The sequence below is a fragment of the Terriglobales bacterium genome (assembly GCA_035624455.1).
Lineage (GTDB): Bacteria > Acidobacteriota > Terriglobia > Terriglobales > Acidobacteriaceae > DASPRM01.
The window spans coordinates 40,433-63,374 of the sequence record DASPRM010000166.1 but is presented as its reverse complement, the minus strand read 5'-3'; the positions used below and the strand labels follow the sequence as shown (position 1 = coordinate 63,374).

Genomic DNA, 22,942 nt, shown 5'->3' with positions numbered 1-22,942 from the left:
GAGCTTGCCGCTGCGCACCATGCGTCCTCGCTCCATAATGCCGATGGAGGTGCAGAAGCCTTCCAGCTCGGAAAGAATGTGGGAAGAAATGAGGATAGTGGCGCCAGAGTCGCGCAGACTTAAGAGCAGGTTCCGCAAGTCAGCTCGTGCCTTGGGATCAAGCCCCGAAGCGGGCTCGTCGAGCAGCAGGACCTTGGGTTTGTGGATCACCGCGCGAGCGATGCCCATGCGCTGCTTCATGCCGCGAGATAAACCCTTAATCATCGCGTCGCGTTTCACTTCCAGACCGACCTGGTGGATCACCTCGTCGATGCGCGCGGGAATCTGTTCCGGCGCCATTTTATAGGCATTGGCGAAGTAATCGAGGTATTCCCAGACCTTCAGGTCCTCATACACGGAGAAGAAATCGGAGAGATAGCCGATATTGCGCTGCGCCAGTTCCGGCTGCCGATGGACGTCGATTTTGCAGATGCGGATGGAGCCGAATGTTGGGGAAAGCAAGCCGCACGCCATGCGAATGGTTGTCGTTTTGCCAGCACCGTTGGGACCGATCAAGCCATAGATGTCGCCTTCGGGTATGGTGACCTCGACGTTATCCACGGCGACGACGTTCGGATACTCTTTTCGCAGGCTCCGCAGTTCGATCATCGATGGCGCGATTCTAAGGGGCGATTGTGGCGCGTCAAAGGGTACCTAGGTTACTGAACGAGTGCGGCAGAGCTTCTAGGCGGCATTATTCGGATCTCTCAGTGGAGGCCTGAAGGCCCGCTCCACCCGGCATAACACTGCATGCTATGCCGCTACCAAGGCGACTCCGGCAGCTACGAGCAGCGCAGCCATCCAGCGGCGCCGATCGACGCGCTCGCGCAAAAATAATTTCGCCGCGAAAGCATTACTGAGGAAGGTTAGAGAGGCAGAAGCCGGACCGACCAGGGAGACATCGTTCCAGGAAAGAGCCGTCATGAGGCTGAAGAAGCCCAGAGCCATGAAGAAGACTCCGGCCCAAAGAGTGGCATTCGTAAACATCGCCTTGCTTACTGCCAGCAGTCCGTGATCCTTGAAAAGATGGCCCAAGTCGCCCACGCGCTTCATAGCGCGTGAGATGAGAACGTCTCCAACAGTGGAGAAGAGGACGACGGCAAGAATGCTAACCCAGGTGTAAAGGTGCTTCACGACTCACCTCGTGCAGGCGCGTGATGAACATTCCCGGCAAGGTCGGCAGAACGCTCGTGGTCGAGGGTAAGAGCTGGTCCACGCGCGACAAAACCCACACCCAAGGCAATCAGCAGAATTCCCGTCCAACGCAGGATGCTGATGTTTTCGTGCAGGAAAAATTTCGCCAGCAGAGCCATCACAATGTAGCCGAGAGAAGTTGCCGGGAGGACGTAGGTGAGATCGGCGAAAGAGAGCGCCGACAGGTAGCTGACGAAAAAGGCCAGCAGCAGGCAGATTCCCAGGATCACCCAAGGGCTAAGAAGAGCGGAGAAGATCGATGTCCAGTGGGCGAGCGAGATCGCGCCAAAGGCTTTCATGCCGCGCGCCAATGCCACGTCGCCGCAGGAGGCAAACAGCGCCACGCCCGCCAAGGTTGCAAGCTTCCGCAGATTCACAGATTCGCTACTCGTGGCTTTCGATCACGCGTTGACGGCTTCCGCTTCGCGATCTTCGGAGGAGCCACTGGCTGGAGTCGTTGGCGGAGAGACCGCCGTCTTGCTGCGTGTTTCTTTGACCAGGCGGTTGCGGGTAGCCCGCAGCTTGAGAAACGATTTGGCTTCCTTATACAGGCGTTTGCGCTCGCCAGAGTCGAAGGCCGCTCGCCGCAGGATGCGGAAAACCGCCTTGGGACGGAAGTAGTATTCGTCGTAGAAGCGGTGCACTGACTCCAGAATCTCCTCTGGCGGCAAGCCGGGGTATTGGATGTGCGCCAACTGGTGGCCCGCTTTGTCGACCATGGCGCTGCCGGGGACAATGAAGCCGCTCTTCACTGCGAAATCGTAGAATTCCGTCCCCGGATAGGCGTGGGCGAGAGAAACCTGGATGGTTTCTACATCCAGTTCTTTAGCGAAATCGATGGTGCGGCGGATACTTTCGCGTGACTCGCCCGGAAGGCCCAAAATGAAGTCGCCGTGGATGGTGAGCCCCAGCTTGTGGCAATCCTTGGTGAACTGGCGAGCGCGCTCGACCGTAGCCCCCTTTTTGATGTTCTTGAGAATCTGCGCATCTCCGGACTCGTATCCGACAATCAGAAGACGGCAGCCGGAATCGCGCATCGCTTTCAGCGTCTCGTAATCGGTGGTGACGCGGGAAGTGCAGGACCAGGTGAGCTTCAGCGGCTTCAGCTTCTCGGACAGCTCGATAGTGCGCGCCTTCTGAATATTGAAGGTGTCGTCGTCGAAGAAATATTCCTTCACCCAGGGCCAGTATTCCTTGGCCTTGGCCATTTCGCGGGCGACGGCATCTGAGGAGCGCTTGCGCCAGGGATGTCCGCTCAAGGTCTGCGGCCAGAGGCAGAAGGTGCATTGCGCAGGGCATCCTCGCGTGCTGTAGAGGGCGACGAAAGGATGAAGCAGAAATGGCACGTTGTAACGGCGGACATCGAGATCGCGATGGTAGACATCGGTGACGTCGGGAAGAGCATCGAGGTCCTGAATCTGGGGACCGTCCGGATTGTGAACGATGCTGCCATTGCGGCGGAAGCTGATACCTGGGATTTCGTCTAAGGACTTGCCTTTGGCGAAATCGGTGACCGAGTAGTCAAACTCTTTGCGAGCGACGAAATCGATTGCAGGGCACTGCTTGAGGGTTTCCTCGGGCAGAACAGTGACGTGAGGACCGACGAAGGCAATCCGGATGTTTGGATTGGCCTGCTTGATAGCTTCAGCGAGGCGGAGGTCGCCGGGGAACCCAGGAGTGCTGGTAAAGAGCACAAGGAATTCGTATTCCTTGCACAGCTCAATGGTCTGCTCGCCGCTCACGTGATGGGGCGGAGCATCCAGCAGGCGAGCGTCTTCGAGCATGCCTGTGGGGTAAGCCAGCCAGACCGGGTACCAATAGGACTCAATTTCACGGGTTGCCGGCCAACGCGAACTGGCGCCGCCGTCGAAGTTCTCGAAGGAAGGAGGATTCAGAAACAGCGTTTTGAGAGCCATCTTATTGAAACAACTATCTTAACAGCTTAGCCAAAGTTTTGCTTGTCCACGGGCATCGCCCGAGCCAGCCCTAACATACCAAGGTTAACAGCTGGAGTTCGCGGGCAGAAGGGACTTTGGGTAAATGGTCAGGATGGGGCACCAAGAAGAGAAATGGGGGACCGGGCGGGCGCGGCTTCCGGCCCCCTTTGAAAGGATCCTAATGTCCCGGGAGGGCCCAGTTTTCAATTTCGCCGGTGGATTTGAGCAACTGCATGCGACTGCGCTCCAATTCGAAGGTTGTGTCCAGATAACTGTTATACCGATCGCTAGCCTGCAGACGCGCGTTCGCGAGGTCGCGTGGGTTGGGGGGTGTCACCGTGGATTCTGGCAGATTGGCTGGCGTAGGCCCCGCCCCGGTGCCTGCTTCGACCCGTATCTGCAGCGCTTCGGCTTGCGACTGCGCAAGTTGATACTCGAGCATAGCGACCTGTTGGGCGGCCGCAAGTTGCTTGACCTGTCGCTGCAAATGGAGAGTTTCCGCAGAGACCTGGTTCTTGACGGTCTCCGCCTGTTGTTTTACGCGGACTATCTCGGCATCCGCCTGCGCAGCCCGTGCACGCTGCACAAAGTTCAGGAATGGAAAACGTATGGATGCACCCAGGGTGGCGTTGTTGCGCTGAAAGTGATTGAAGTAGAGATCGTAGTTGTTGTACTTGGAGAAGAGTCCGTATTGCATCACCAGATCGATGGAGGGATAGAAGGCTTTGTGTTCTCCCATGGCGCGGAGATTACTGGCGGCCACACGCTCTTCGGCCATCTTCACGGCCGGACTGGAGGCAATGGCCTTATCGGGCAGGTCTTCGTCCTGACTGACTTCCGGAAGCTTGGGAATAGATTCGGGAACGGTCTCAATGCTTTGGGCGGGTAGACCAGTCAGCTGACTTAGTTTCTGCCGCTGCAAGTCGGCACTGCCTTCGAGATCGGCCATACGCATGCGGACGCGCGCTGCCGCCAGCCGGGCGCGGGTGAGTTCCATCTGGCTGTCTACGCCTTGCTGTACCCGCTGCGTAACGACGTTCTCCAGGTGAAGAGCCTCATTTTTCTGCGCCTGCAGCACTGAGATCTGCGAAGTGAGAATGTCGAGCTGCAGATAAGCGAGAGAAGTTTCCAGGATCACTGCCTTGCGCTGATCTTCCTTACTAAGCGAAGAAGCATTTACATCATGCTGGGCTGAGCGAATGAATTCCCGCTGCGCAAAGTTCACCAGCGTGGATTGATAGCCTACCTGGAAGACTGCGGGCGCAGAGCCCTCAATGCTTAACGGAAAGCCCCATGTCTGAGCAATGCCGGAGCCGAAGGTCAGCTGCGGCAGATAGACATTGCGGGTCTCAAAATACGCTTGCTGCGCCTTGACCTGCTCGGCAGTGGCCATTTGCATTGCAGGACTGTGAGCCAAAGCCAGTTGAATGGCTCGCTGAAATGGGAGCGGTTCGGCAGAGCAAGGGAGCAGGCTGCCCACTGCCGAGATCGCCAGCAGAATCTGGAGAAGATGCAGAGCTCGGGAAGTTGAAAAACGCAGCATTGAGGACATCGCGTCACCCTCGGTGGAAGTAGATGATTAAATATTGTGAGATGCGAGGTCAGTCTGAATAGGAAACTGGCGAGTATAGCAAGCAGTAAGCGAAGAGGGGACTGCCTGAGCCATGCGAAGAAAAGCCTGCGGAGTTCGCAAGAAATCCGCAGGCCGAGATGATATCGAAGCTGTGGAGTCAGTTGCCCGCGATGCAGAACTGTTCATTCCGCCGGAGCGCTCTGCCTGGCGGCTAGCGCATCTGAGGACACGCGCTTCAAACCTTCCTGCGCCGGCTTGTACTCAGTAGCCAGAGAGAGCGCGGTGCGGTACTCAGCCGCAGCTGCCTGCTTGTCGCCTTCTTTTTCCAAAATCGCGCCTAATAGATAGTGCGCCTGGAAGGCGGGAGCGTCATCACTCGGGGCCATGGTCAGATAGCGTCGGATGAGGTTGGCTGCATCCGGCAGGTTGCGGCCCGCGCGATAGTAGATGGTGGCAGCATCGTAGTAAGCGTTGTTCTCACGCTTGTCCGCGGCGATGGCTTTGTTGACCGTCACTTCCATGTCGTTGAACCGGCTCACACGACGATAGAAGGAGGCGAGATTGAGCCAATAGCTGGCATTGTTGCCGCTGGCCTTGATGGCCGCCTGGAATTCGCGTTCGGCAGTGCCGTAGTCTTTTTTCTTTTCGGCAATCCTGGCGTTTATCCAGTGCGCCTTGGCCTGATCGAGCGATGTAATTCTGTTAGCCTGATCGCGCGCCTTATCCAATCCGCCGCCCATGAATCCGGGGGCTTCCATATAGAACTCAGCGAGATCGGAAGCAGCGTCTACGTTGTTGGCGTCGAGTTCCACTGCCTTTTCGAAAGCGGATTTGACTTTCTTCGAGAGTCCAGCGGCGGTAATAAAGCTGGACTCATCCGCTTTCTCGCCATAAGCGCGGCCCAGCCAGAGCCAATAATCAGCATTGCGAGGGGCAATGGCAACCGCGCGCTCCCCTGCGGCGATCGCCTGATCCCACTTTTTCAAATGATAGTAGGCCTTGGAGAGGAGGTGATAGGCTTCCGCATCATTAGGCGAGCTTTGGACCCGCTGCTTAAGCACAACGATAGCATCGTCAACCCGTCCGCCAACAATCACGTCTGCCGGAGAGCCGGCGGCGAACAGGGGCACGGAAAGAAGCAAGCCCAGGATAACCAATAAAAATTGCAAAGCCTTCTTCACTCTTTTTTCACTCTCTCTGGAATAGCGACGAATGACGCTTGTTTGTGATTCGCGCTCTACTTCTGGATCCGCACCTGGGTGCCCTCGCGCAGTGGCTGGCCGTTCACAGAGCCCAGTGCGATGAGCGCATTGTCCGGGATGCCATTCACGATTTCGATGCGGGTAAGATTTGCGATGCGAGTAACAACTTCCTTCTTCTGAAGCTCGTTGCCGACTACCTGATACACATAACGCCGACCATCATCCTGATGGACCGCTTCGCGCGGAACGGTGAGCGCATTGTCATCGCGGGCGGTCGTAATGGCGACGCTCACGTTGACGTTGGGCAGGAGCTTTCGATCTGCGTTGTCCACTACGCAGGTAACTTCGCCCACGGTACGGGCACCGCGGACCGTAACTGTGGTGGGCACTTGCGTTACGGTCCCGTTCCAGGAGCGACCAGGCAAGGCGTCCCAGGTAACGGTAACGGTTTGGTTTTGCGTCAGCCGGCCAATGTCGGGTTCATCGATAAAGGCGCGTACCATGACTTGTGAGAGGTCCGCCGCCTGCACCAGCAGGTCGCCAGTATTCACAAATGCGCCTTGCTTCACCGGTAGCGAATACACCGTTCCATCACGAGGGGCGGTCACGTTGGATTTGGTAACCAGGTCCTGGGCTGCTTCGTAAGCCGCGCGAGCCTGGGCGACTAGGGCATCGACGCGTTCACGCTCAGGAACCGAATAGCGGCTGCCAGTAGTTTTCTGTTGCAGCAATTTCACCTGGTTCTCCGCGTTTTTGACCCGAACTTCGGCATTCTGTACTTCGCCGGTGGAAGCCGCGCCTGTCTCCTGCAATTTGCGCAGAGCTTCGAGGTTGTGTTGCGCCGCCTGCAACTCGGTTTGCGCGCGAGTGAGCTCGGTCTGATTGGTCAGGAGTTCCTCGTGAGTGCCACCGACCTGGATGGCATTCAGATCCGCTTCGGCAGCGCGCAGTTGAGCGAGAGCCCGTGCTGCTTGCGAACGTGCGTCGGAATCATCGAGCTGCAACAAGAGCTGGCCACGCTTAACTTGGTCGCCCTCATGCACGAGAACGCGCTTGACCGTGGTGGGGGAAGGCGCATGAGCTTCGAAGTTATCTACCGCTTCGATCTTGCCATTGGTAGCGATGCCAGTGCTGATGGTTCCGCGCATGGCTTCGGCCGCCCGCACCGGTATCGCGCCCCGACGCATGCTCTGGAAAGCAGCCAGAATGACGACTGCCGCCAAGAGGGCGATCACCACTAACCCCAAGCGACCGCTTCCGATAACTTGTTGTCGCTCTGGACTTTCTACAGCCATTGAACGCAAATCCAAGTATAGAACACAGAAAACTATCTGACTGGGATATCTCGTCCGCTCAGTATTCAGATTGGTAAGCTGAAACCAGTCCGGACTTCGCCGAGGCGATAGTCGATACACTATTTTGATGCGCTGGCGCCCAGCTGAGCAGCAGGAATTGCACCGAATCTGATCCTGTCATTGCCGTTTCGGGCCACACTGTAGGGCCAGTTACAATGATCGGGATGGTTGGCAAACGCCCCAGCTATACGGCAGAACACGCGCAGGCTGGCCTCAACACGGCGTTACCGGATATTGAGACCTTTCCCAATCAGTTTCCGGCATACGAGATCGTGATCGACAATCCCGAGTTCACTTCGGTCTGTCCCAAGACTGGACTGCCAGACTTCGGCACCATCGTCATCACCTACATGCCCGACCAACACTGCCTGGAATTGAAATCGTTGAAGGAGTACATGGTAGCGTATCGCAATTTGGGCATCTTCCAGGAGAACGCCGTGAATCGGATTCTGGAGGACGTGGTGCGATTTGCCAAGCCGAAATGGGCGGTGGTCAAGGGCGATTTTCGTCCCCGCGGCGGGATGGGGACGGTGATTGAGGCGAAGTGGCCCAGAGCGGCGGGCAAGAAGTGAGAAAAGCTGGCCGCACTCCATGAGCTGGTTTCCTGCCGAACGGAGCGGCTGGTAGACTGGCGCGCAAGCGAATGGCTCAGAAAAACTACGCCAGAACAGCGCTTGTGGTCCTGTCGCTGCTTAATTTCTTCAACTATGTGGATCGCTCGGTGCTGTTCGCGGTGCAGCCGCTGGTACAGGCGGAGTTCAAGCGCAGCGATGCCGAATTCGGATTTCTGACCACCGCATTTTTCATCTGCTACATGGTGTCGGCTCCCATCGTGGGATGGTTTGCCGACCGCTACCCGCGAAAGCTGATCATGGTAGGGGGCGCGGTGGTGTGGAGCATCGCGACGCTGCTCACCGCGGTCACCTTTAACTTCGACGAGCTGCTGCTGCGGCACACGATCGTGGGAATCGGGGAAGCGACGTTTGTGACTATTGCGCCTTCCTTCCTCGCGGACATGTTTCCGGAGCATCAACGCGGGCGGATTTTTGGGATTTTTTATTTGAACATCGGCCTGGGGACGGCTGCCGGCTACATGCTGGGCGGATATCTGGGACACTGGTTCGGATGGCGTATGCCGTTCTATATCGGCGCAGTCCCAGGGCTTCTTCTCGCGCTAGCGCTCTGGTTCATTCCCGAGCCGCAGCGTGGAGCCAGTGATCATCTCCAGAGAACGCAAGAGCGAGGTACGCTGTTGGGTCTGACCCGCAACGGGGCGTTCTGGACGGCTACCCTGGGGATGGCGATGGTGACTTTTGCGCTCGGCGGGCTCTCGGTCTGGATGCCGACGTTTCTGTCGCGCGTACGCAATGTTCCTTTGTCAGAGGCCAATTTGATTTTCGGCGGAATCACAGCCTTCAATGCGGTAGTGGCAACGCTGTTCGGAGGATGGCTGGGCGACCGCGCGCTGGAGAAGACGGCAGGCGGTTATTACCTGGTATCGGGCGTATCCATGCTGATTGGAATCCCGGCCATGGTGCTGGCTGTCTATACCGCCGGTCCGCTCATGTATCCGGCGATGTTCGCTGCCGAATTTCTGTTGTTCCTCAACAATGCGCCTTTGAACGCTGCCGTGGTGAACTCGGTCAGCGCGGCCATCCGGGCGAGCGCGATTGCGGTCAACCTGTTCACCATCCACCTGCTGGGCGATGCCTTTTCGCCGACACTCATCGGCTACATCTCGGATCGCAGCACACTGCAGAAGGGCTTCATTGCTACCTTCGTCGCCATTGCGGTGGGCGTAGGTGTCCTCATCTGGGGGATGAGGTTTGCGCCGGAAATTCCCGCAAAGAAAGCTGCTGAGGTTCACGCCGGATGATCTGGTTCTGGTGGAGCTCGGGAATTCTGCTGGCAGTGATCTGGCTGTGGCGGGTAGCGGATGCCGCCATCGGCATGCGCACGGTGCCAGATCTGGCCGATCCGGAGTTTGATCACCAACCGCAATTCGCGCCCAAGGTGAGCATCATTGTTCCTGCGCGGAATGAGGAAGCTCATGTGCGGCCGGCGCTCTCCTCCTTGCTCCAGCTCAACTACCCGAATTACGAAGTGATGGTGGTGGATGACCGCTCATCCGATGCCACAGGGCAGATCCTGGATCAAATTGCCGCCGAGCATACCCGCCAACCGGAACTCAAGGTGATTCATGTATCCCATCTTCCCGCGGGTTGGCTGGGTAAGCCACATGCGATGTGGCTGGCAGCAGAGCAGGCGAAAGCAGATTGGTTGCTGTTCACTGATGCTGATATCACCTTTCGTTCCGATGTGTTGCGGCGCGCCATGGCGTATGTGGGGAAATCGAGTGCGGATCACCTGGTGATTTTTCCGTCGATGACGGGATGGAGCCTGGGCAAGAAGATTCTGCTGGCGGGATTCAATATCCTGTTCGTTTTCGGGCATCGGCCGTGGAAGGTGGCTGATCCCAAGTCACGCGATCACCTGGGAGTGGGGGCCTTCAATCTGGTGCGACGTGAGGCGTATGAGGCAGCCGGCACCTTCCAGGCGCTGCGCATGGAAGTAATCGAGGACATGCGCCTAGGGAAAATGGTGAAGGATTCAGGCGCAGCTCAGCGGTGCGCCTACGGGACCGACATGATCACGCTGCAGTGGGGCGATGGCGCGCTGGGGATTATTGAGAATCTTACGAAAAACTTCTTTGCGCTGGTGCACTTCAAGGTGGGGCGCGCGCTGGGGGCTTGCGCGTTGCTGCTGTTCTTGAATCTGCTGCCGTTCGTGGGAGTGCTGCTCGCGCCGGGATGGTCGAGGCTAGGATTTGCCGGCGCTTTGTTGGGAATCTTCTGCATGTATCTGGGCATGCACATTCGGGCGCCCATCTCGCCTTGGTTTTTTTTCTTTCATCCGATCAGCACGCTGCTACTGGTTTACACCATGTTGCGATCGATGGGTCATGTTCTGTGGCATGGCGGGATCGTGTGGCGGGACACGAAGTATTCACTGGCAGAGTTGAAACGCGGGCTGATAAGGGGATAGATGAACAACAGAGGTCGAACTGCAGATTCCTCGCAGCCAAGTGCGGCTCCGTCGAATAACGCCTCGCTTACGTCGTCGAGGCTGCGCCACGACCTCCCACCCTCCGCCAAAAAACGGCGGAAGGGTGGGCCACCCCCATCTACTTTTTATCACCTTAAGCGGGCCGCCCGTTCAATACTGCTGTCGAGGCTGCGCCTCGACCTGAATGGACGGGCACGTCCGTTCCCACGCGTTCTTTGGGAAAATTGCGCAGTGCCGATCGTGACCCAAATCCCTACTTCTTAGTGAAGGAGATGGATGTTGGCGTCGTCCCCGTATCCGCCTTTTTCGGGCTACTGCTTAGCGCTCCCGCTGAGCCACGCTCGAAGATAAAAATGTCGTTGGCGTCACGGTTGGCAACCAGAACGAATTTTCCGGTGGGATCGACAGCCACGAAGGAGGGCGAAATGTCAGCCGCTACTGGCGAGGGCTGCGAAGCAGTTGGTTTTCCCGAAGAGTCGATTGCAAAAATAGACACATTGTTGGAATTCTGATTGGCAACATAGAGCGAGGTGCCGCCGGGATCGACTGCCACCGAGACCGGGGCGCTGCCGCCGGTTTGAAAAGGCGAGTTGGCGGTGGGAACGAGATTTCCGCTGGAGTCGATGGAGTACTGCGAAATGGAATCAGCGCCGCTGTTGGCAACATAGGCGAAGTGGCCGCCAGAATCGATGGCAATGGAAGCAGGGGCAACTCCGGCAGCGAAAGGCGAAGCTGCAAGCGGGGTGACTGCGCCGGTGGAAGAATTCACTGCAAATCCAGAGACGGTTCCCGCTGCTTTGTTCGTGGCGTAGAGGAAACTGCCGTTCGGTGTCATTGCCAGAGAACTGGCGCCCACACCGGCGGGAAACGGGGAGCCGGAGATCTGGGTCAGCGAACCATCGCTGCCCATGGCGTAAACCGAGATGTTGTTGGAAGAGGAGTTGCTGATATAGAGGAATTTGCCGGCAGAGTCGCTCACCATGGCCGCGGGTGAGAGCCCTGTCGTGGTATTGCCCGGCAACACATCGAGGCTGCCATCCGAAAGTATCGAGAACACGGACAAGTTGTTGCTTTGAGAATTGATTACATAGAGGAACTTGTTAGCGGGATCGACCAGGGAGAAGAGAGCGCCGAACTGCTGGGTCGTAAAACCGGTTCCAATGCCGGAAAGAGAACCGCTGGACTTTAGGTTGAAGGCACCTACGGTATTGCTTCCGAAATCGGTGATATACACGCGAGCAAGGGAGGAGCCTCCTCCGCAACTGACAAATCCCAAAAGCATCAGCGAGACGAGCGCAAGCAAAAAGACGTGTTTCATAAGCCTCAAGTTAAACAGGAATAGACTAAACCCGGATTTCGTGCCGCAGCCTCGGAGCGCAAGACCGCCGATGACTGTAACATTGCCGAGCGCGAAGCTACCAGCCAGCAGCAGAGGTCAGAAGTTATGAATCTGAATATTTTCTGTTCAGCCCGGTTCTCGGTGGCGAGTTCAGACGCGAGCCAGCGAGAGCATCGTCAGCGTGACGGCGGTTGACATGGCCGACGATTCCGGCAGTAGGCATCGAGAGCTTAGTCGAGATGGGCTCTTCATCAGCTCACAGGTAAATTTTTGGTGAAATCATTGCAGCAGACTCCCGCCTGGAACGGGCTTTAGAGATAATTACCGGCTTCGCGGAGAGGCCAGGAGTATGGAAACACCACATTATGACTTGGTAGTAATTGGCAGCGGACCAGCCGGGCAGAAGGCCGCTATCTGTGCCGCCAAGCTTCGCAAAAACGTTGCCGTGGTCGAGCGCAAGCGCACGATCGGCGGGGTTTGCGTGCATACCGGAACCATTCCCAGCAAGACGTTTCGCGAAGCGGTGCTCTATCTTACCGGATTTCGCCAGCGCACTTTTTACGGCCGAAGCTACACCCTGAAGGACAGGATTTCGATGCAGGATCTCAATTTCCGCGCACAGGCAGTAATGGCGAGGGAAATTGAGGTGATCAAGTCCCAGCTTCATCGCAACGGCATTACGGTGGTCGAAGGGGATGCGCAGTTCATTGATCCGCATGGGGTTTTAGTGGTGCGGGATGACGGTTCCACGTTGTTGCGCGCTGACAAAGTCATGATTGCGTGCGGCACGCGGCCCGCGCACGATGCCAGCATTCCGATCGATGGCAAACGCATTTTTGACTCCGACCAGATTCACACGCTCGAGGACATTCCCCGCGACATGCTGGTGGTGGGTGCCGGAGTAATCGGCTTGGAATACGCATCCATGCTGGCGGCACTAGGGGTGAAGGTGACTTTAATCGATCAGCGTCCCACGTTACTGGACTTCGTCGATCGTGAAGTGATCGACAATCTTTGCTTCCATCTTCGGCACCAAGGAGCTTATTTCCGGCTGGGCGAGAAAGTGTTGGCGGTGGGCTTCGATGCGGACCGGGATCGGGTTTTTGCCAAACTGGAGAGCGGGAAAGAGGCGCATGGTCAAGGGTTGCTATTCACGGTTGGCCGGCAGGCCAACAGCGATCAGCTGAACCTGGAAGCGGCGGGCCTGAGCGCGGACGGGCGCGGCAAGCTGCACGTTAACGAAAATTTTCAGACCGCGGTAGCGCACATTTATGCCGCGGGGGATGTCATCGGATTTCCGGCGCTAGCAAGCACCGCCATGGAGCAGGGGCGACTTGCCAGTTGCCACATGTTTGGTAAACCCAGCATCATTCCCCAAAATCTGATTCCGTACGGGATATATACCATCCCCGAGATTTCCATGGTCGGCTACAACGAGGAACAACTCACGCGCGATAAGGTTCCCTACGAAGTGGGAATCGCGCGGTACGAGGAATTGGCCAAAGGTCAGATGCTGGGAGATACACAGGGAATTCTGAAACTGCTTTTCCATCGCGAAACGCTGAAGCTATTGGGCGTGCACGTCATAGGAGACCGCGCAGCCGAGATCGTGCACATCGGCCAGGCGGTGCTCAGCTTCGGCGGGACGATCGAGTATTTCCGCGATACCGTTTTCAATTATCCGACTCTGGGAGAGGCCTACAAAGTCGCTGCGCTGGACGGATTGAACCGGTTGTAAGATTCCGCGCGTCGAGGCAGAAGACAGCTATGCTCAATTCCCACAAGCGTGCCGCGGTTAGGCGGTTCTTCGGCAGGCTCTCGAGTTAAAGCCCTGTTAAAAATACGACGGCGGAATTTCAATCATCCGTATCGAAAAACTGCGTTGTACAACGGCTTCCACTCCACGTTACACAATAATAGATGGAGTGGCAGAATCCGAGCCCGGCAAGGGACCATGACGCTTGCGGCGTGGGGTTTATCGCGCAACTGGGCGGCAGCGAGTCTCGCGAGGTCATCGAGCGCGCGCTGGTCGCGCTCGAACGTCTCTCGCACCGTGGGGGTGTGGATGCCGATGGCGCCAGCGGCGATGGCGCTGGTCTGCTGACGGCTATTCCGCGCAAGTTTTTCCGCGATCAGGCGCGGCAGCTGGGGATTCAACTTCCGGCTACGTATGCCGTCGGGATGGCTTTTCTTCCCTCTGGCAAAGAGAAACAAGAAGAGGTTTTTCGATGTATTACTGAGTCGGTCGATGCCGCGGGTTTGAAGTACCTTGGTTTTCGAAAGGTTCCCACCGATCCTGGCGTTCTGGGCCATCGCGCCGAGTCCACTCTTCCAGTTATCCGGCAATTCTTTTTCGCACCTGCGAATCCACTCGCGGATTTTGAGATGGAGTTGTTCCTGTTCCGCAAACGTGTGGAAGCAATAGCGCCAGAGGGGACCTATTTCTGTTCGCTTTCGTCGCGGACGCTGGTTTACAAGGGACTATTGGCGCCGCATCAGTTGGCAGCGTTTTATCCGGACATTGCGCACCCGGATTACAAGAGCCCGTTTGCGGTGTTTCATCAGCGATACTCGACCAACACCCGTCCGGTGTGGGCGCTGGCGCAGCCGTTCCGCATGGTGGCGCACAACGGCGAGATCAACACCATCAGCGCCAATCGCCGCTGGATGCGGGCGCGCGAAAGCTTCGTGCGGGAGGCTTTCGGAGCTGGCGGGTGGTTTCACTGTCTACAGGAGCACGTCAGCGATTCAGCGAGTTTCGACAATAGTTTCGAAATCCTGATTCGGCAAAATTTGAATCCTGCGGCGGCGATGATGCGGATGGTGCCTCCGGCGTGGGAGAACGATGCCAGAATGAGTCCGGAACTCAGGGCTTTTCTGCAGTCGCAAGCCTGCGAGCAGGAACCTTGGGATGGGCCAGCAGCATTGGTGTTCAGTGATGGGCAGTACGTGGGCGCCAAGCTGGATCGCAACGGCTTGCGTCCTATGCGTTACACCGTAGGCAGCAATGGCCTAGTGGTGGCGGGTTCAGAGGTAGGAATCGCAGATTTCAGCGAGCGGCGGATCGAGCGACGTGGGCGGCTGGGTCCTGGCGAGATGCTGCTGGTGGACCTGCTCAATCGCACTCTGCACCGTAACCACGAGCTCTCCGGCCTGCTGACCACAGCTAGCGGTGCACTGGCGAGACCGTCAGTATCCTACTTGTTGCCGTCGGAGTCAGGTTCATCAGCGGATTCCGCGTCCGTTCGCTGCGACACACCCCATCCTCGCCGCACGGCCGCGGCGCTGGGTTGGACAGAAGACCAATTTCGCATTCTGTTTCAGCCGCTCTGTGCCGACGGAAAGGAGGCGGTCTGGAGCATGGGCGACGATGCTCCACCAGCATTTCTGTCGGAGATGCAGCGCCCGCTTTGGGATTACTGCAAGCAGCGCTTTGCGCAGGTTACGAATCCGCCCATCGACCCTTTGCGCGAAGCCCATGTTATGTCGCTGGATTTGCTGCTGACGCCTGAGCTGGGGCTGCGATCGCCCGTCCTCGATGCCGAACAGATGGAAAAAGTGGCGAACCATCTGAATCCGGAATCCCGTATTGACATCACTTTCGACGCGGCTCTGGGGGTGAGAGGCGCACTGGCGGCTTTGGCATCGCTGCGCGGACGTGTAATGGCCGGATCGTTCCTGGCTCCGCGTCTGGTTGTGCTCAGCGATCGGGGAGTTGGGAAAGATCGGGCGGCCTTGCCAATTTTGCTTGCGGTGGCCGCAGCATGGAAAGCGCTGGTTTCGACCGGCGCGGTCGATGTCCCTATGGTGGTGGAGAGCGGCCAGGTTTTCGACACGCACCATGTGGCGCTGCTAGTGGCATGCGGTGCGTCCGGAGTCTTTCCTCATCTGGCGGCTGAGTTGGCCAACGAGATCACCCCGGGTGGCGCGACAAAATTGCGCACGGCGATAGAGGGCGGCCTGCGCAAGGTCCTGGCGCGTATGGGAATTTCGACTCTGGCCAGCTATCGGAACAGTCACTTGTTTGAGACAGTGGGACTCGATGCCGAAGTTCATCGGGAGTTCTTCGAAGATGCAGCCCACATCCTGGCGGGCAAGAGCCTGAACGAGATTCTAGAAGATGCGCTGGCGCGTCATGCAGCAGCGTATGCGAACGATGCGCAGGAGTTGCGCGATCTGGGCTACTACCGTTTCCGCAAGAATGGCGAACTGCACGCCACCTCGCCGGAACTGGTGCGCAACCTGCATGCGTACATCAAGACCCCCACACCTGAAAATTACGAACGTTTTCGGCAGATTGCGGGAACACGCGAATCGGTAGCGGTCCGGGACAACCTAGAGTTCGCCGAATCCGCGCCCATTGCGCTCGATGAGGTCGAACCGCGGGAGAAGATCTTTACGCGTTTCAGCTCGCAGGCAATGTCGCTGGGCGCAATCAGCCCGGAGGCTCACAGGGCGCTAGCAGTCGCAATGAACCAGATTGGGGCGCGAAGCAACACGGGTGAGGGTGGAGAAGATCCTGAGATTTATATGAATTCGCCGGAAGCCGCGAACCGAGTGAAGCAAGTAGCATCCGGCCGCTTCGGGGTCACCGCCGACTACCTGGTGCACGCCGACGAACTTGAGATCAAGATGGCACAAGGCTCGAAGCCGGGAGAGGGCGGGCAGTTGCCTGGGTTCAAGGTCACTCCCTACATCGCACGCATGCGGCACGCGGTGACTGGCATGTCGCTAATCTCGCCGCCACCGCATCATGACATCTACAGTATCGAGGACCTGGCGCAGTTGATTTATGACCTGCGGGCGATCAACCCGCGGGCCCGGATCGGAGTGAAGCTAGTGGCCGGCGCCGGTGTGGGCATCATCGCGGCAGGGGTGGCGAAAGCCGGCGCAGATGTCATCACGATTAGCGGGCATGACGGCGGCACCGGGGCTTCTCCCCTGACCTCCATCAAAAACACCGGACTGCCTTGGGAAGTCGGAATCCGTGAAGCGCATTGCGAGCTGTTGCAGGCAGGATTGCGGTCGCGAGTGCGTTTGCGGGTAGACGGTGGCTTGAAATTTGGACGCGACGTGGTTGTCGCCGCAATGTTAGGAGCCGATGAATTCGGATTCGGCACAGCCGCTCTGCTCGCCATCGGTTGTGTGATGGCTCGTCAATGTCACCTCAATACTTGTCCGGTGGGAATCGCGACGCAGGACGAAAAGCTGAGAACACGATTTGCCGGCAAGCCGGAGATGGTGGTGAGCTATTTTGCGGGCGTCGCTGACGAAGTGCGAGAGTTGCTGGCCAACCTCGGAGCAAGATCGCTGGAAGAAATTCGCGGCCGGGTGGAGCTGCTCGTAGCGCGGAAGAATGCATCGTCCAAGGCGATTTCTGGACTGCTGGAGTCGCCTCGTGAGACCCGAATCCAATTGCCTAATCTGACCACCGAACCTGCTGGAGTGCATCGCCAGGTCACGCGTATAGCCGCCGAGTTGGAGGTCACACCTCACCGCTCGCGGACATTTTCTATCAGCAATTCTGACCGGAGTACTGGCGCAACCTTGAGCGGAGAATTGTTGCGACGCTTCGGCAACGCTGGCCTGGAAGATAAGTCGGTAGACTGCGAATTCCACGGCAGCGCCGGTCAGAGTTTCGGAGCTTTCCTTACGTCGGGGGTAACGTTCCGTCTTAAGGGCGAAGCCAACGATTGTGTCGGCAAAGGGCTGAGCGGCGGAGTGGTGGCGGTCTCGGCGGGATACGATGCATCCCGGCGAGGCGATGTGTTGGTTGGGAACACGGTTCTTTACGGTGCGACCAGCGGAGAGCTTTACGTTGCTGGCCGCGCGGGCGAGCGCTTTGCGGTACGCAACAGCGGAGCCCTGGCGGTGGTAGAGGGCATCGGACAGCACGGATGTGAATACATGACGGCGGGAGTCGTGCTTGCGCTGGGACCCGTGGGAACAAATTTTGGTTCTGGGATGACCGGCGGCCTGGCCTATTGCTTGAAGGATGCAGTGGCCCGCATGCCATACAACCGGGAATTCGTGATGCATGCTCATCTGGATGAACAGGAGGAGCTTTGGCTGCGTCGCGTTCTCAGAGAACATTTGCGGTTGACTGGCAGTGCTATAGGGGAGCAGTTGCTGCGGGCTCGCCTGCCGCTTCCGCTGGCGAGGGTGCAACCGGTGAAGCTTCCGACATCCATTGCCCATACCTGGGCCGAGACGCTGGCCCGTTATGAGCGCCGGCAGGCAGGGACGGAGTTGCCCATGCGGTCAGTTTGGGATGGTTGGTTGCCCGGGCTTCGCCGCTCGATTCGCTGGCCGTGGTCACGCGAGGAAAATGAAGAGCGCAGCCTGACGCCCGATTAGTAACGTTTCCGATGCCAGGTGGTGGCTGAATAACTGGCGTTAATCGGGCTCATAAAAAATTTCAATTTCCCCAACGCGCTCTGAGCCAGTTACAAGTAGTAAGACACTGCAGGTCGAAGTGTATCCCACGGGAAGGTCTGGTTCTTACTCGAACTGTCCCACGTGCCAGAGACTCGTTCCAATCGCCCCCACAAAAGATGCGCGTCATTAGAGAGCGGGGAAGTCTTTATGCCTAAATTCTTCAGGTTGCCAGGAATACCTGCATTGAGAACGATTGTTCTGCAATTTCTCGTTTTGTGCTGTCTGCAGCTGCTGACTCAGGCCCAGGTGCCGAGCGGCCAACCATCTTCGGGGGGAAGCGCAAGCCAAAGTGTGACCACGGAAAGCCAGACCGAACGGCTCACGAGGCTGGAAGCGCAGGTTGCCGACGCGAAGAGTTCGGCCGACAACTCCTGGATGTTAACTAGTTCGGCCCTTGTGCTGATGATGACAGGTCCTGGCCTGGCGCTGTTTTACTGCGGCCTGGTACGAAAGAAAAATGTGCTGGCCACCATGATGCAGAGCTTTGCCATGATGGCCATCATTACAGTTCTGTGGGGCCTGTTCAGCTATAGCCTCGCATTCGGAGCGGGAAATAGCTTTATTGGTGGGCTGCACAACGTCTTTCTTCGCGGCATCGGTGTGCAACCGGATCCTGACTACTCGGCTACGATTCCACAGCAGACCTTCATGGTCTATCAGCTGATGTTCGCCATCATCACCCCGGCACTGATCACGGGAGCCTTCGCCGAGCGTATGAAATTCAGTGCCATGGCGCTGTTTCTGATCCTGTGGTCGATATTTGTTTATGACCCAATGGCACACATGGTGTGGGGGAAGGGTGGATTGCTGAACGCTTCGCTCGGCGGCCGATTCCCGACGCTGGATTTCGCGGGGGGAACGGTGGTGCACGTGACTTCGGGCGTTTCCGCACTGGTTTGTGCCACCTATCTGGGAAAGCGGCTGGGGTATCCCAAGGAGGCGATGCCGCCGCATAGCGTAGTTCTGAGCTTCATCGGGGCATGCCTGCTGTGGGTGGGCTGGTTCGGGTTCAACGCCGGCAGCGCACTTGCGTCGGGCGGGTTGGCTACCAGCGCGTTTGTCGCAACTCATTTTGGGGCTGCTGCGGCAGTCATCGGCTGGGCGGGTGCGGAGTGGATTCGCAACGGCAAACCGAGCGCGCTGGGAGCGATCTCGGGTGCAGTGGCTGGATTGGTGGCGATCACTCCGGCAGCGGGTTTCGTGTCACCGATGTCAGCGTTATTTATCGGTCTCGCAGCGGGCATCGTCTGTTACCTGATGGTGGCGAAGGTGAAAGCGATTTTTGGCTACGACGATTCACTTGACGCGTTTGGGGTGCACGGCGCAGGCGGGACTCTGGGCGCGCTGCTGACGGGGATCTTTGCAGCCAAGGCTATCAATCCGATTTTGAAGGATGCCCAGGGCAATGTTTTGCCCTCAGGTCTGCTGGAGGGAAATGCGCATCAGTTGTTGAATCAGTTGGTAGGTGTCGGGATTGCCTGGGCGTTGGCGATCGTGGGCACCTTACTCATTCTGAAGATAGTGGACAGCGTGATCGGGCTGCGCGTTTCTCCCGAGCACGAAATTCAAGGCCTGGATCTCTCGCAACACGGGGAGGAGGGCTATTACTGGGAGGCCTCGACGCTGTAGTGCCGCGACGCTAAGGCACGCGAGACATGCTTATGACAAAGGTCGAAGCGGTGATCCAACCCTCCAAGCTGGAAGCTGTGAAAGATGCGTTGATTGAAATAGGCATTGATGGGATGACGGTGATCGAAGTCCGGGGACACGGCCGGCAGAAGGGTCACACAGAATTCTACCGTGGACGGGAGTACACGGTGGACTTGCTGCCGAAAGTCAAGCTGGAGATTGTGCTCTCCGATGAAATGGTGGAAAAGGCGGTGCAGGCGATTATGAATGCCGCCCGCACGGGAAAGATCGGCGATGGAAAAATCTTCCTGTCAAAGGTGGATGAAGCCATTCGCATCCGCAACGATGAGCGCGGCGTGGCCGCCCTGTAGGCAAGAAAGCGTCTTTTGCAATTTATGCGAGCAGCAAATCGCGCTCACGAATTCGTGACCTGCGCAATCGAGGCTAGACTGCATCATGCCAGCACCGCCGGTGGGCACTTCACTCCGCGAACTTTACCTCAGCGAATCGGCTCGCATTCGCCACGGGTTTGAGGAGACCGGCGATGGCCACGAAGCTGCCAAGCGACGCTCGGATCTGGTCAATGCCATAGCTGCCCGCCTGTGGGAGGAATTGATCTCCTCCAGTCCGGAGGGTCCCCAGAGGTTCTGCCTGGTGGCGCTCGGCGGTTTCGGGCGCGGACTGCTCCTTCCCTACTCCGATGTGGACATGCTCTTTTTGTCCGAGGGCAACTCCCTGGAGCAGCAACTCAGGGACAGAGTGCGGCGAGTCTGTCAGGAAATGTGGGACCTCCGCTTCCGCGTCAGCCCATTTTCTCGCACGCTAGCGGAATGCGAACGGGTGGATCGGGACAACATCGAATTCACAATTTCTCTGTTTGACTGCCGCTACCTGGTTGGGGATCGGCGGCTCTATTCGCGACTGCATGACAAGATAGTTCCCCAATTGATCAACCGGGAATGGCAGGGGGTGGTGCAAGCCCTTTCGGAGGTGACTCGTACCCGCCACGCGCGGCTTGGCAACACGATTTTTCATCTCGAACCTAACATCAAAGAGAGCCCCGGAGGAGTGCGGGATTACAACGTCGCCCATTGGATGTCATTGCTGAAGATGTTCGAAAAGGATGGCGACTGGCCAGACCTTGCGACGCTGTTGCCCGCCCCCATGCGCGAAGAGGCGCAGCAGGCCTTGGATTTTCTTCTGGCGGTACGCTGCTTCCTCCACTATCAACACGGCCGTGATGACAACACCCTGACCTGGGAGGCGCAGGACGAAGCAGCCCTCCGGGGAATCGGTTTGCGAGGAGGTGAGGCAAGCAGCTCCGCAGAATGGATGCGGACCTATTTTCGGCATGCGCGCTGCATCTTTCGCATGCTTGCACAGTTGTTGGAGGAAGTTCCTTCCGCTCGTTCATCCCTTTACCAACAGTTTCAGCGCTGGCGCTCGCGGGTCTCCAACGCAGATTTTTCGGTTGTGGAGGGCAGGATTTTTTTTCATTCCAGCGCAGCGCAAGACGGGGATCTCGTGCTGCGCACCTTCGAGTTCATGGCCCACCATGGGCTGAAGCTGGCCAGCGATACCGAACATCGCATTGAGCAGATTTTGCGATCGGGGACGGCGCGGTTCCCGTGTGGCGGCGAACTGTGGTCACACCTGCGCGCAATCTTGCTGGCGGCAAATGCAGCATTGGCGCTCCGTAGCATGCATTCCTTGGGTGTGCTGGGCCGATTGATTCCAGAATTCAAGCTGATTGATTCCCTAGTGGTGCGGGACTTTTATCATCGCTATACGGTGGATGAGCACACGTTTCTCACCATCGACAATCTGCACCGGCTCAGCCAGCCACAGTCGGAGTGGGAAAGGCGATATGGGGAGTTGCTGGCCGAGATCGAACGTCCGGAATTGCTCTATCTGGCGTTGCTGCTGCACGACCTTGGAAAAGGAAAGCAGACAGAATCCCATTTGCAAGCCAGCGTTCAACTCACGGTGGGTACGCTGTCAGGACTGGGACTTGAGCCGCAAGAAGTGGAAACCGTGCGTTTCCTGATCGCCAGTCATCTGGAAATGTCGGCAACGCTGCGACGGGACATTTTCGATCCCGAAACCATCGCCATGTTCGCAGAGAGGATCGGCACACCGGAGCGGTTGAAGATGCTTTGCCTGATGACCTATGGCGACATCAAGGCGGTGAATCCGGAAGCCTTAACGCCGTGGAAGTCGGAGAACCTGTGGCGACTTTACATCACCACCGCCAACTACATGAACCGAGTGGTTGATGATCAGCGTTTCCATGCCGAACTGGAAAGCGATTTGATTTCTCGAGTAAGTGCCCTTGTACCCAAGCGCGAAAAGCAGGTGCGGGAATTTCTCGAAGGTCTGCCGCAACGCTATTTGCGCACTCATGCGGCCGAACAAGTCACGATTCACTTCGAGATGGCTTCGCAACTACGCCGTGAGCCCGTGCAACTGGCTCTGAAGCTGAGTCGTGACTTGTACGAACTGACGGTGGTCACGGTTGACCGTCCGCGCTTGTTCGCTACTATCGCCGGCGTGCTGTCCGCATGGGGAATGAACATCATCAAAGCCAACGCATTTTCCAATGCGGCTGGGGTGGTGGTGGACACACTCTACTTCAAGGATCGCTTTCGCACCCTGGAGCTTAACCCGCCTGAGCGAGAGCGCTTCAAACGCAGCGCTGTCGACGTCCTCTCAGGAAAGGCCGATCTGGAGAAGTTGCTGGAGCGGCGAGCCGGAGCGGACGGCAATGGAGTGGTCAAAGTGACCGTCGAGACGCGCATTGCGTTCGACAATGATTCGTCTTCCCACAGCACCCTTTTGGAACTGATTGCGCAGGACCGTCCGGGACTGCTGTACGCCATAGCATCCACGCTCTCGCGCAGTGGCTGCAATATCGAAGTTGCGCTCATCGACACCGAAGGGCAGATGGCTATCGATGTTTTTTATCTGACCGCTGAAGGATTCAAGTTGCGCGAAGGAGAAGTTCATTCATTGCGCGAGGCCTTGCGTGAAGAATTGTCAGTCGAATAGCGGTCCAGAGTCCGAGCCGAGTCTGTGATGCGCAGACATACGTATCCCGTGAGTTTGCCACTCGAACCTGCTCCCAGAAACACGCCCAACAAAAGCTGTGGACAGCCGGCATCTTCGTAAGC

Annotated in this window: 16 protein-coding genes; 8 read left to right on the top strand and 8 right to left on the bottom strand. The window is 57.6% G+C overall.

Features of this window, described 5'->3' with window-relative positions; genetic code table 11:
* The 7 genes from VEG30_19450 to VEG30_19420 all read right to left on the bottom strand — a co-directional run.
* Positions 1-648 (bottom strand): ABC transporter ATP-binding protein (locus VEG30_19450; GenBank protein HXZ82115.1); only part of this gene is annotated, 648 nt, incomplete at its 3' end.
* Positions 649-792: 144 nt separating this feature from the next.
* Entirely contained in the window at positions 793-1,173 is a 381-nt protein-coding gene (locus VEG30_19445; protein ID HXZ82114.1) for an EamA family transporter, read from the bottom strand.
* Positions 1,170-1,610: an EamA family transporter gene (locus VEG30_19440; GenBank protein HXZ82113.1), complete on the bottom strand. Its 441-nt coding sequence runs from the start codon at positions 1,608-1,610 to the stop codon at positions 1,170-1,172. The genes VEG30_19445 and VEG30_19440 overlap by 4 nt, the downstream gene beginning before the upstream one ends.
* A 24-nt stretch (positions 1,611-1,634) precedes the next feature.
* Positions 1,635-3,149, bottom strand: a complete 1,515-nt coding sequence (hpnJ, locus tag VEG30_19435) for a hopanoid biosynthesis associated radical SAM protein HpnJ (GenBank protein ID HXZ82112.1) — start codon at positions 3,147-3,149, stop codon at positions 1,635-1,637.
* A gap of 199 nt (positions 3,150-3,348) precedes the next feature.
* A complete protein-coding gene (locus VEG30_19430; protein ID HXZ82111.1) occupies positions 3,349-4,713 on the bottom strand; it encodes a TolC family protein in 1,365 nt (454 codons plus the stop codon).
* 212 nt (positions 4,714-4,925) lie between these two features.
* The gene (locus VEG30_19425; GenBank protein ID HXZ82110.1) at positions 4,926-5,924 is read right to left on the bottom strand and encodes a tetratricopeptide repeat protein; all 999 of its coding nucleotides are present in this window, start codon (positions 5,922-5,924) and stop codon (positions 4,926-4,928) included.
* 56 nt (positions 5,925-5,980) lie between these two features.
* A complete protein-coding gene (locus VEG30_19420; GenBank protein ID HXZ82109.1) occupies positions 5,981-7,240 on the bottom strand; it encodes an efflux RND transporter periplasmic adaptor subunit in 1,260 nt (419 codons plus the stop codon).
* Between the two features lie 224 nt (positions 7,241-7,464).
* Here VEG30_19420 and queF point away from each other — a divergent pair, with 224 nt between their 5' ends.
* From queF to VEG30_19405, 3 genes are all read left to right on the top strand, one after another.
* Positions 7,465-7,872 (top strand): preQ(1) synthase, encoded by a 408-nt coding sequence (gene queF / locus VEG30_19415; protein ID HXZ82108.1) that lies wholly within the window; start codon positions 7,465-7,467, stop codon positions 7,870-7,872.
* A gap of 71 nt (positions 7,873-7,943) precedes the next feature.
* The gene (locus tag VEG30_19410; protein HXZ82107.1) at positions 7,944-9,176 is read left to right on the top strand and encodes an MFS transporter; all 1,233 of its coding nucleotides are present in this window, start codon (positions 7,944-7,946) and stop codon (positions 9,174-9,176) included.
* Positions 9,173-10,345, top strand: coding sequence for a glycosyltransferase family 2 protein (locus VEG30_19405; GenBank protein HXZ82106.1), 1,173 nt, complete (start codon positions 9,173-9,175; stop codon positions 10,343-10,345). The genes VEG30_19410 and VEG30_19405 overlap by 4 nt, the downstream gene beginning before the upstream one ends.
* A 274-nt stretch (positions 10,346-10,619) precedes the next feature.
* Here VEG30_19405 and VEG30_19400 read toward each other — a convergent pair whose 3' ends face one another.
* Complete coding sequence (locus VEG30_19400) at positions 10,620-11,684, bottom strand: beta-propeller fold lactonase family protein (GenBank protein HXZ82105.1); 1,065 nt, start codon at positions 11,682-11,684, stop codon at positions 10,620-10,622.
* A gap of 370 nt (positions 11,685-12,054) precedes the next feature.
* On the opposite strand from VEG30_19400, the gene sthA reads away from it, so the two are divergent.
* The 5 genes from sthA (at position 12,055) to glnD (ending at position 22,820) form a co-directional block, all read left to right on the top strand.
* On the top strand, positions 12,055-13,443 hold the full coding sequence (gene sthA, locus VEG30_19395) for a Si-specific NAD(P)(+) transhydrogenase (protein HXZ82104.1): 1,389 nt from the start codon (positions 12,055-12,057) through the stop codon (positions 13,441-13,443).
* Positions 13,444-13,625: 182 nt separating this feature from the next.
* Complete coding sequence (gene gltB / locus VEG30_19390) at positions 13,626-18,062, top strand: glutamate synthase large subunit (GenBank protein HXZ82103.1); 4,437 nt, start codon at positions 13,626-13,628, stop codon at positions 18,060-18,062.
* Positions 18,063-18,434: 372 nt separating this feature from the next.
* Complete coding sequence (locus VEG30_19385; GenBank protein ID HXZ82102.1) at positions 18,435-19,772, top strand: ammonium transporter; 1,338 nt, start codon at positions 18,435-18,437, stop codon at positions 19,770-19,772.
* Between the two features lie 32 nt (positions 19,773-19,804).
* Complete coding sequence (locus tag VEG30_19380) at positions 19,805-20,143, top strand: P-II family nitrogen regulator (GenBank protein HXZ82101.1); 339 nt, start codon at positions 19,805-19,807, stop codon at positions 20,141-20,143.
* A gap of 85 nt (positions 20,144-20,228) precedes the next feature.
* Positions 20,229-22,820: a [protein-PII] uridylyltransferase gene (gene glnD / locus VEG30_19375; protein HXZ82100.1), complete on the top strand. Its 2,592-nt coding sequence runs from the start codon at positions 20,229-20,231 to the stop codon at positions 22,818-22,820.
* Positions 22,821-22,942: the final 122 nt, after the last annotated feature.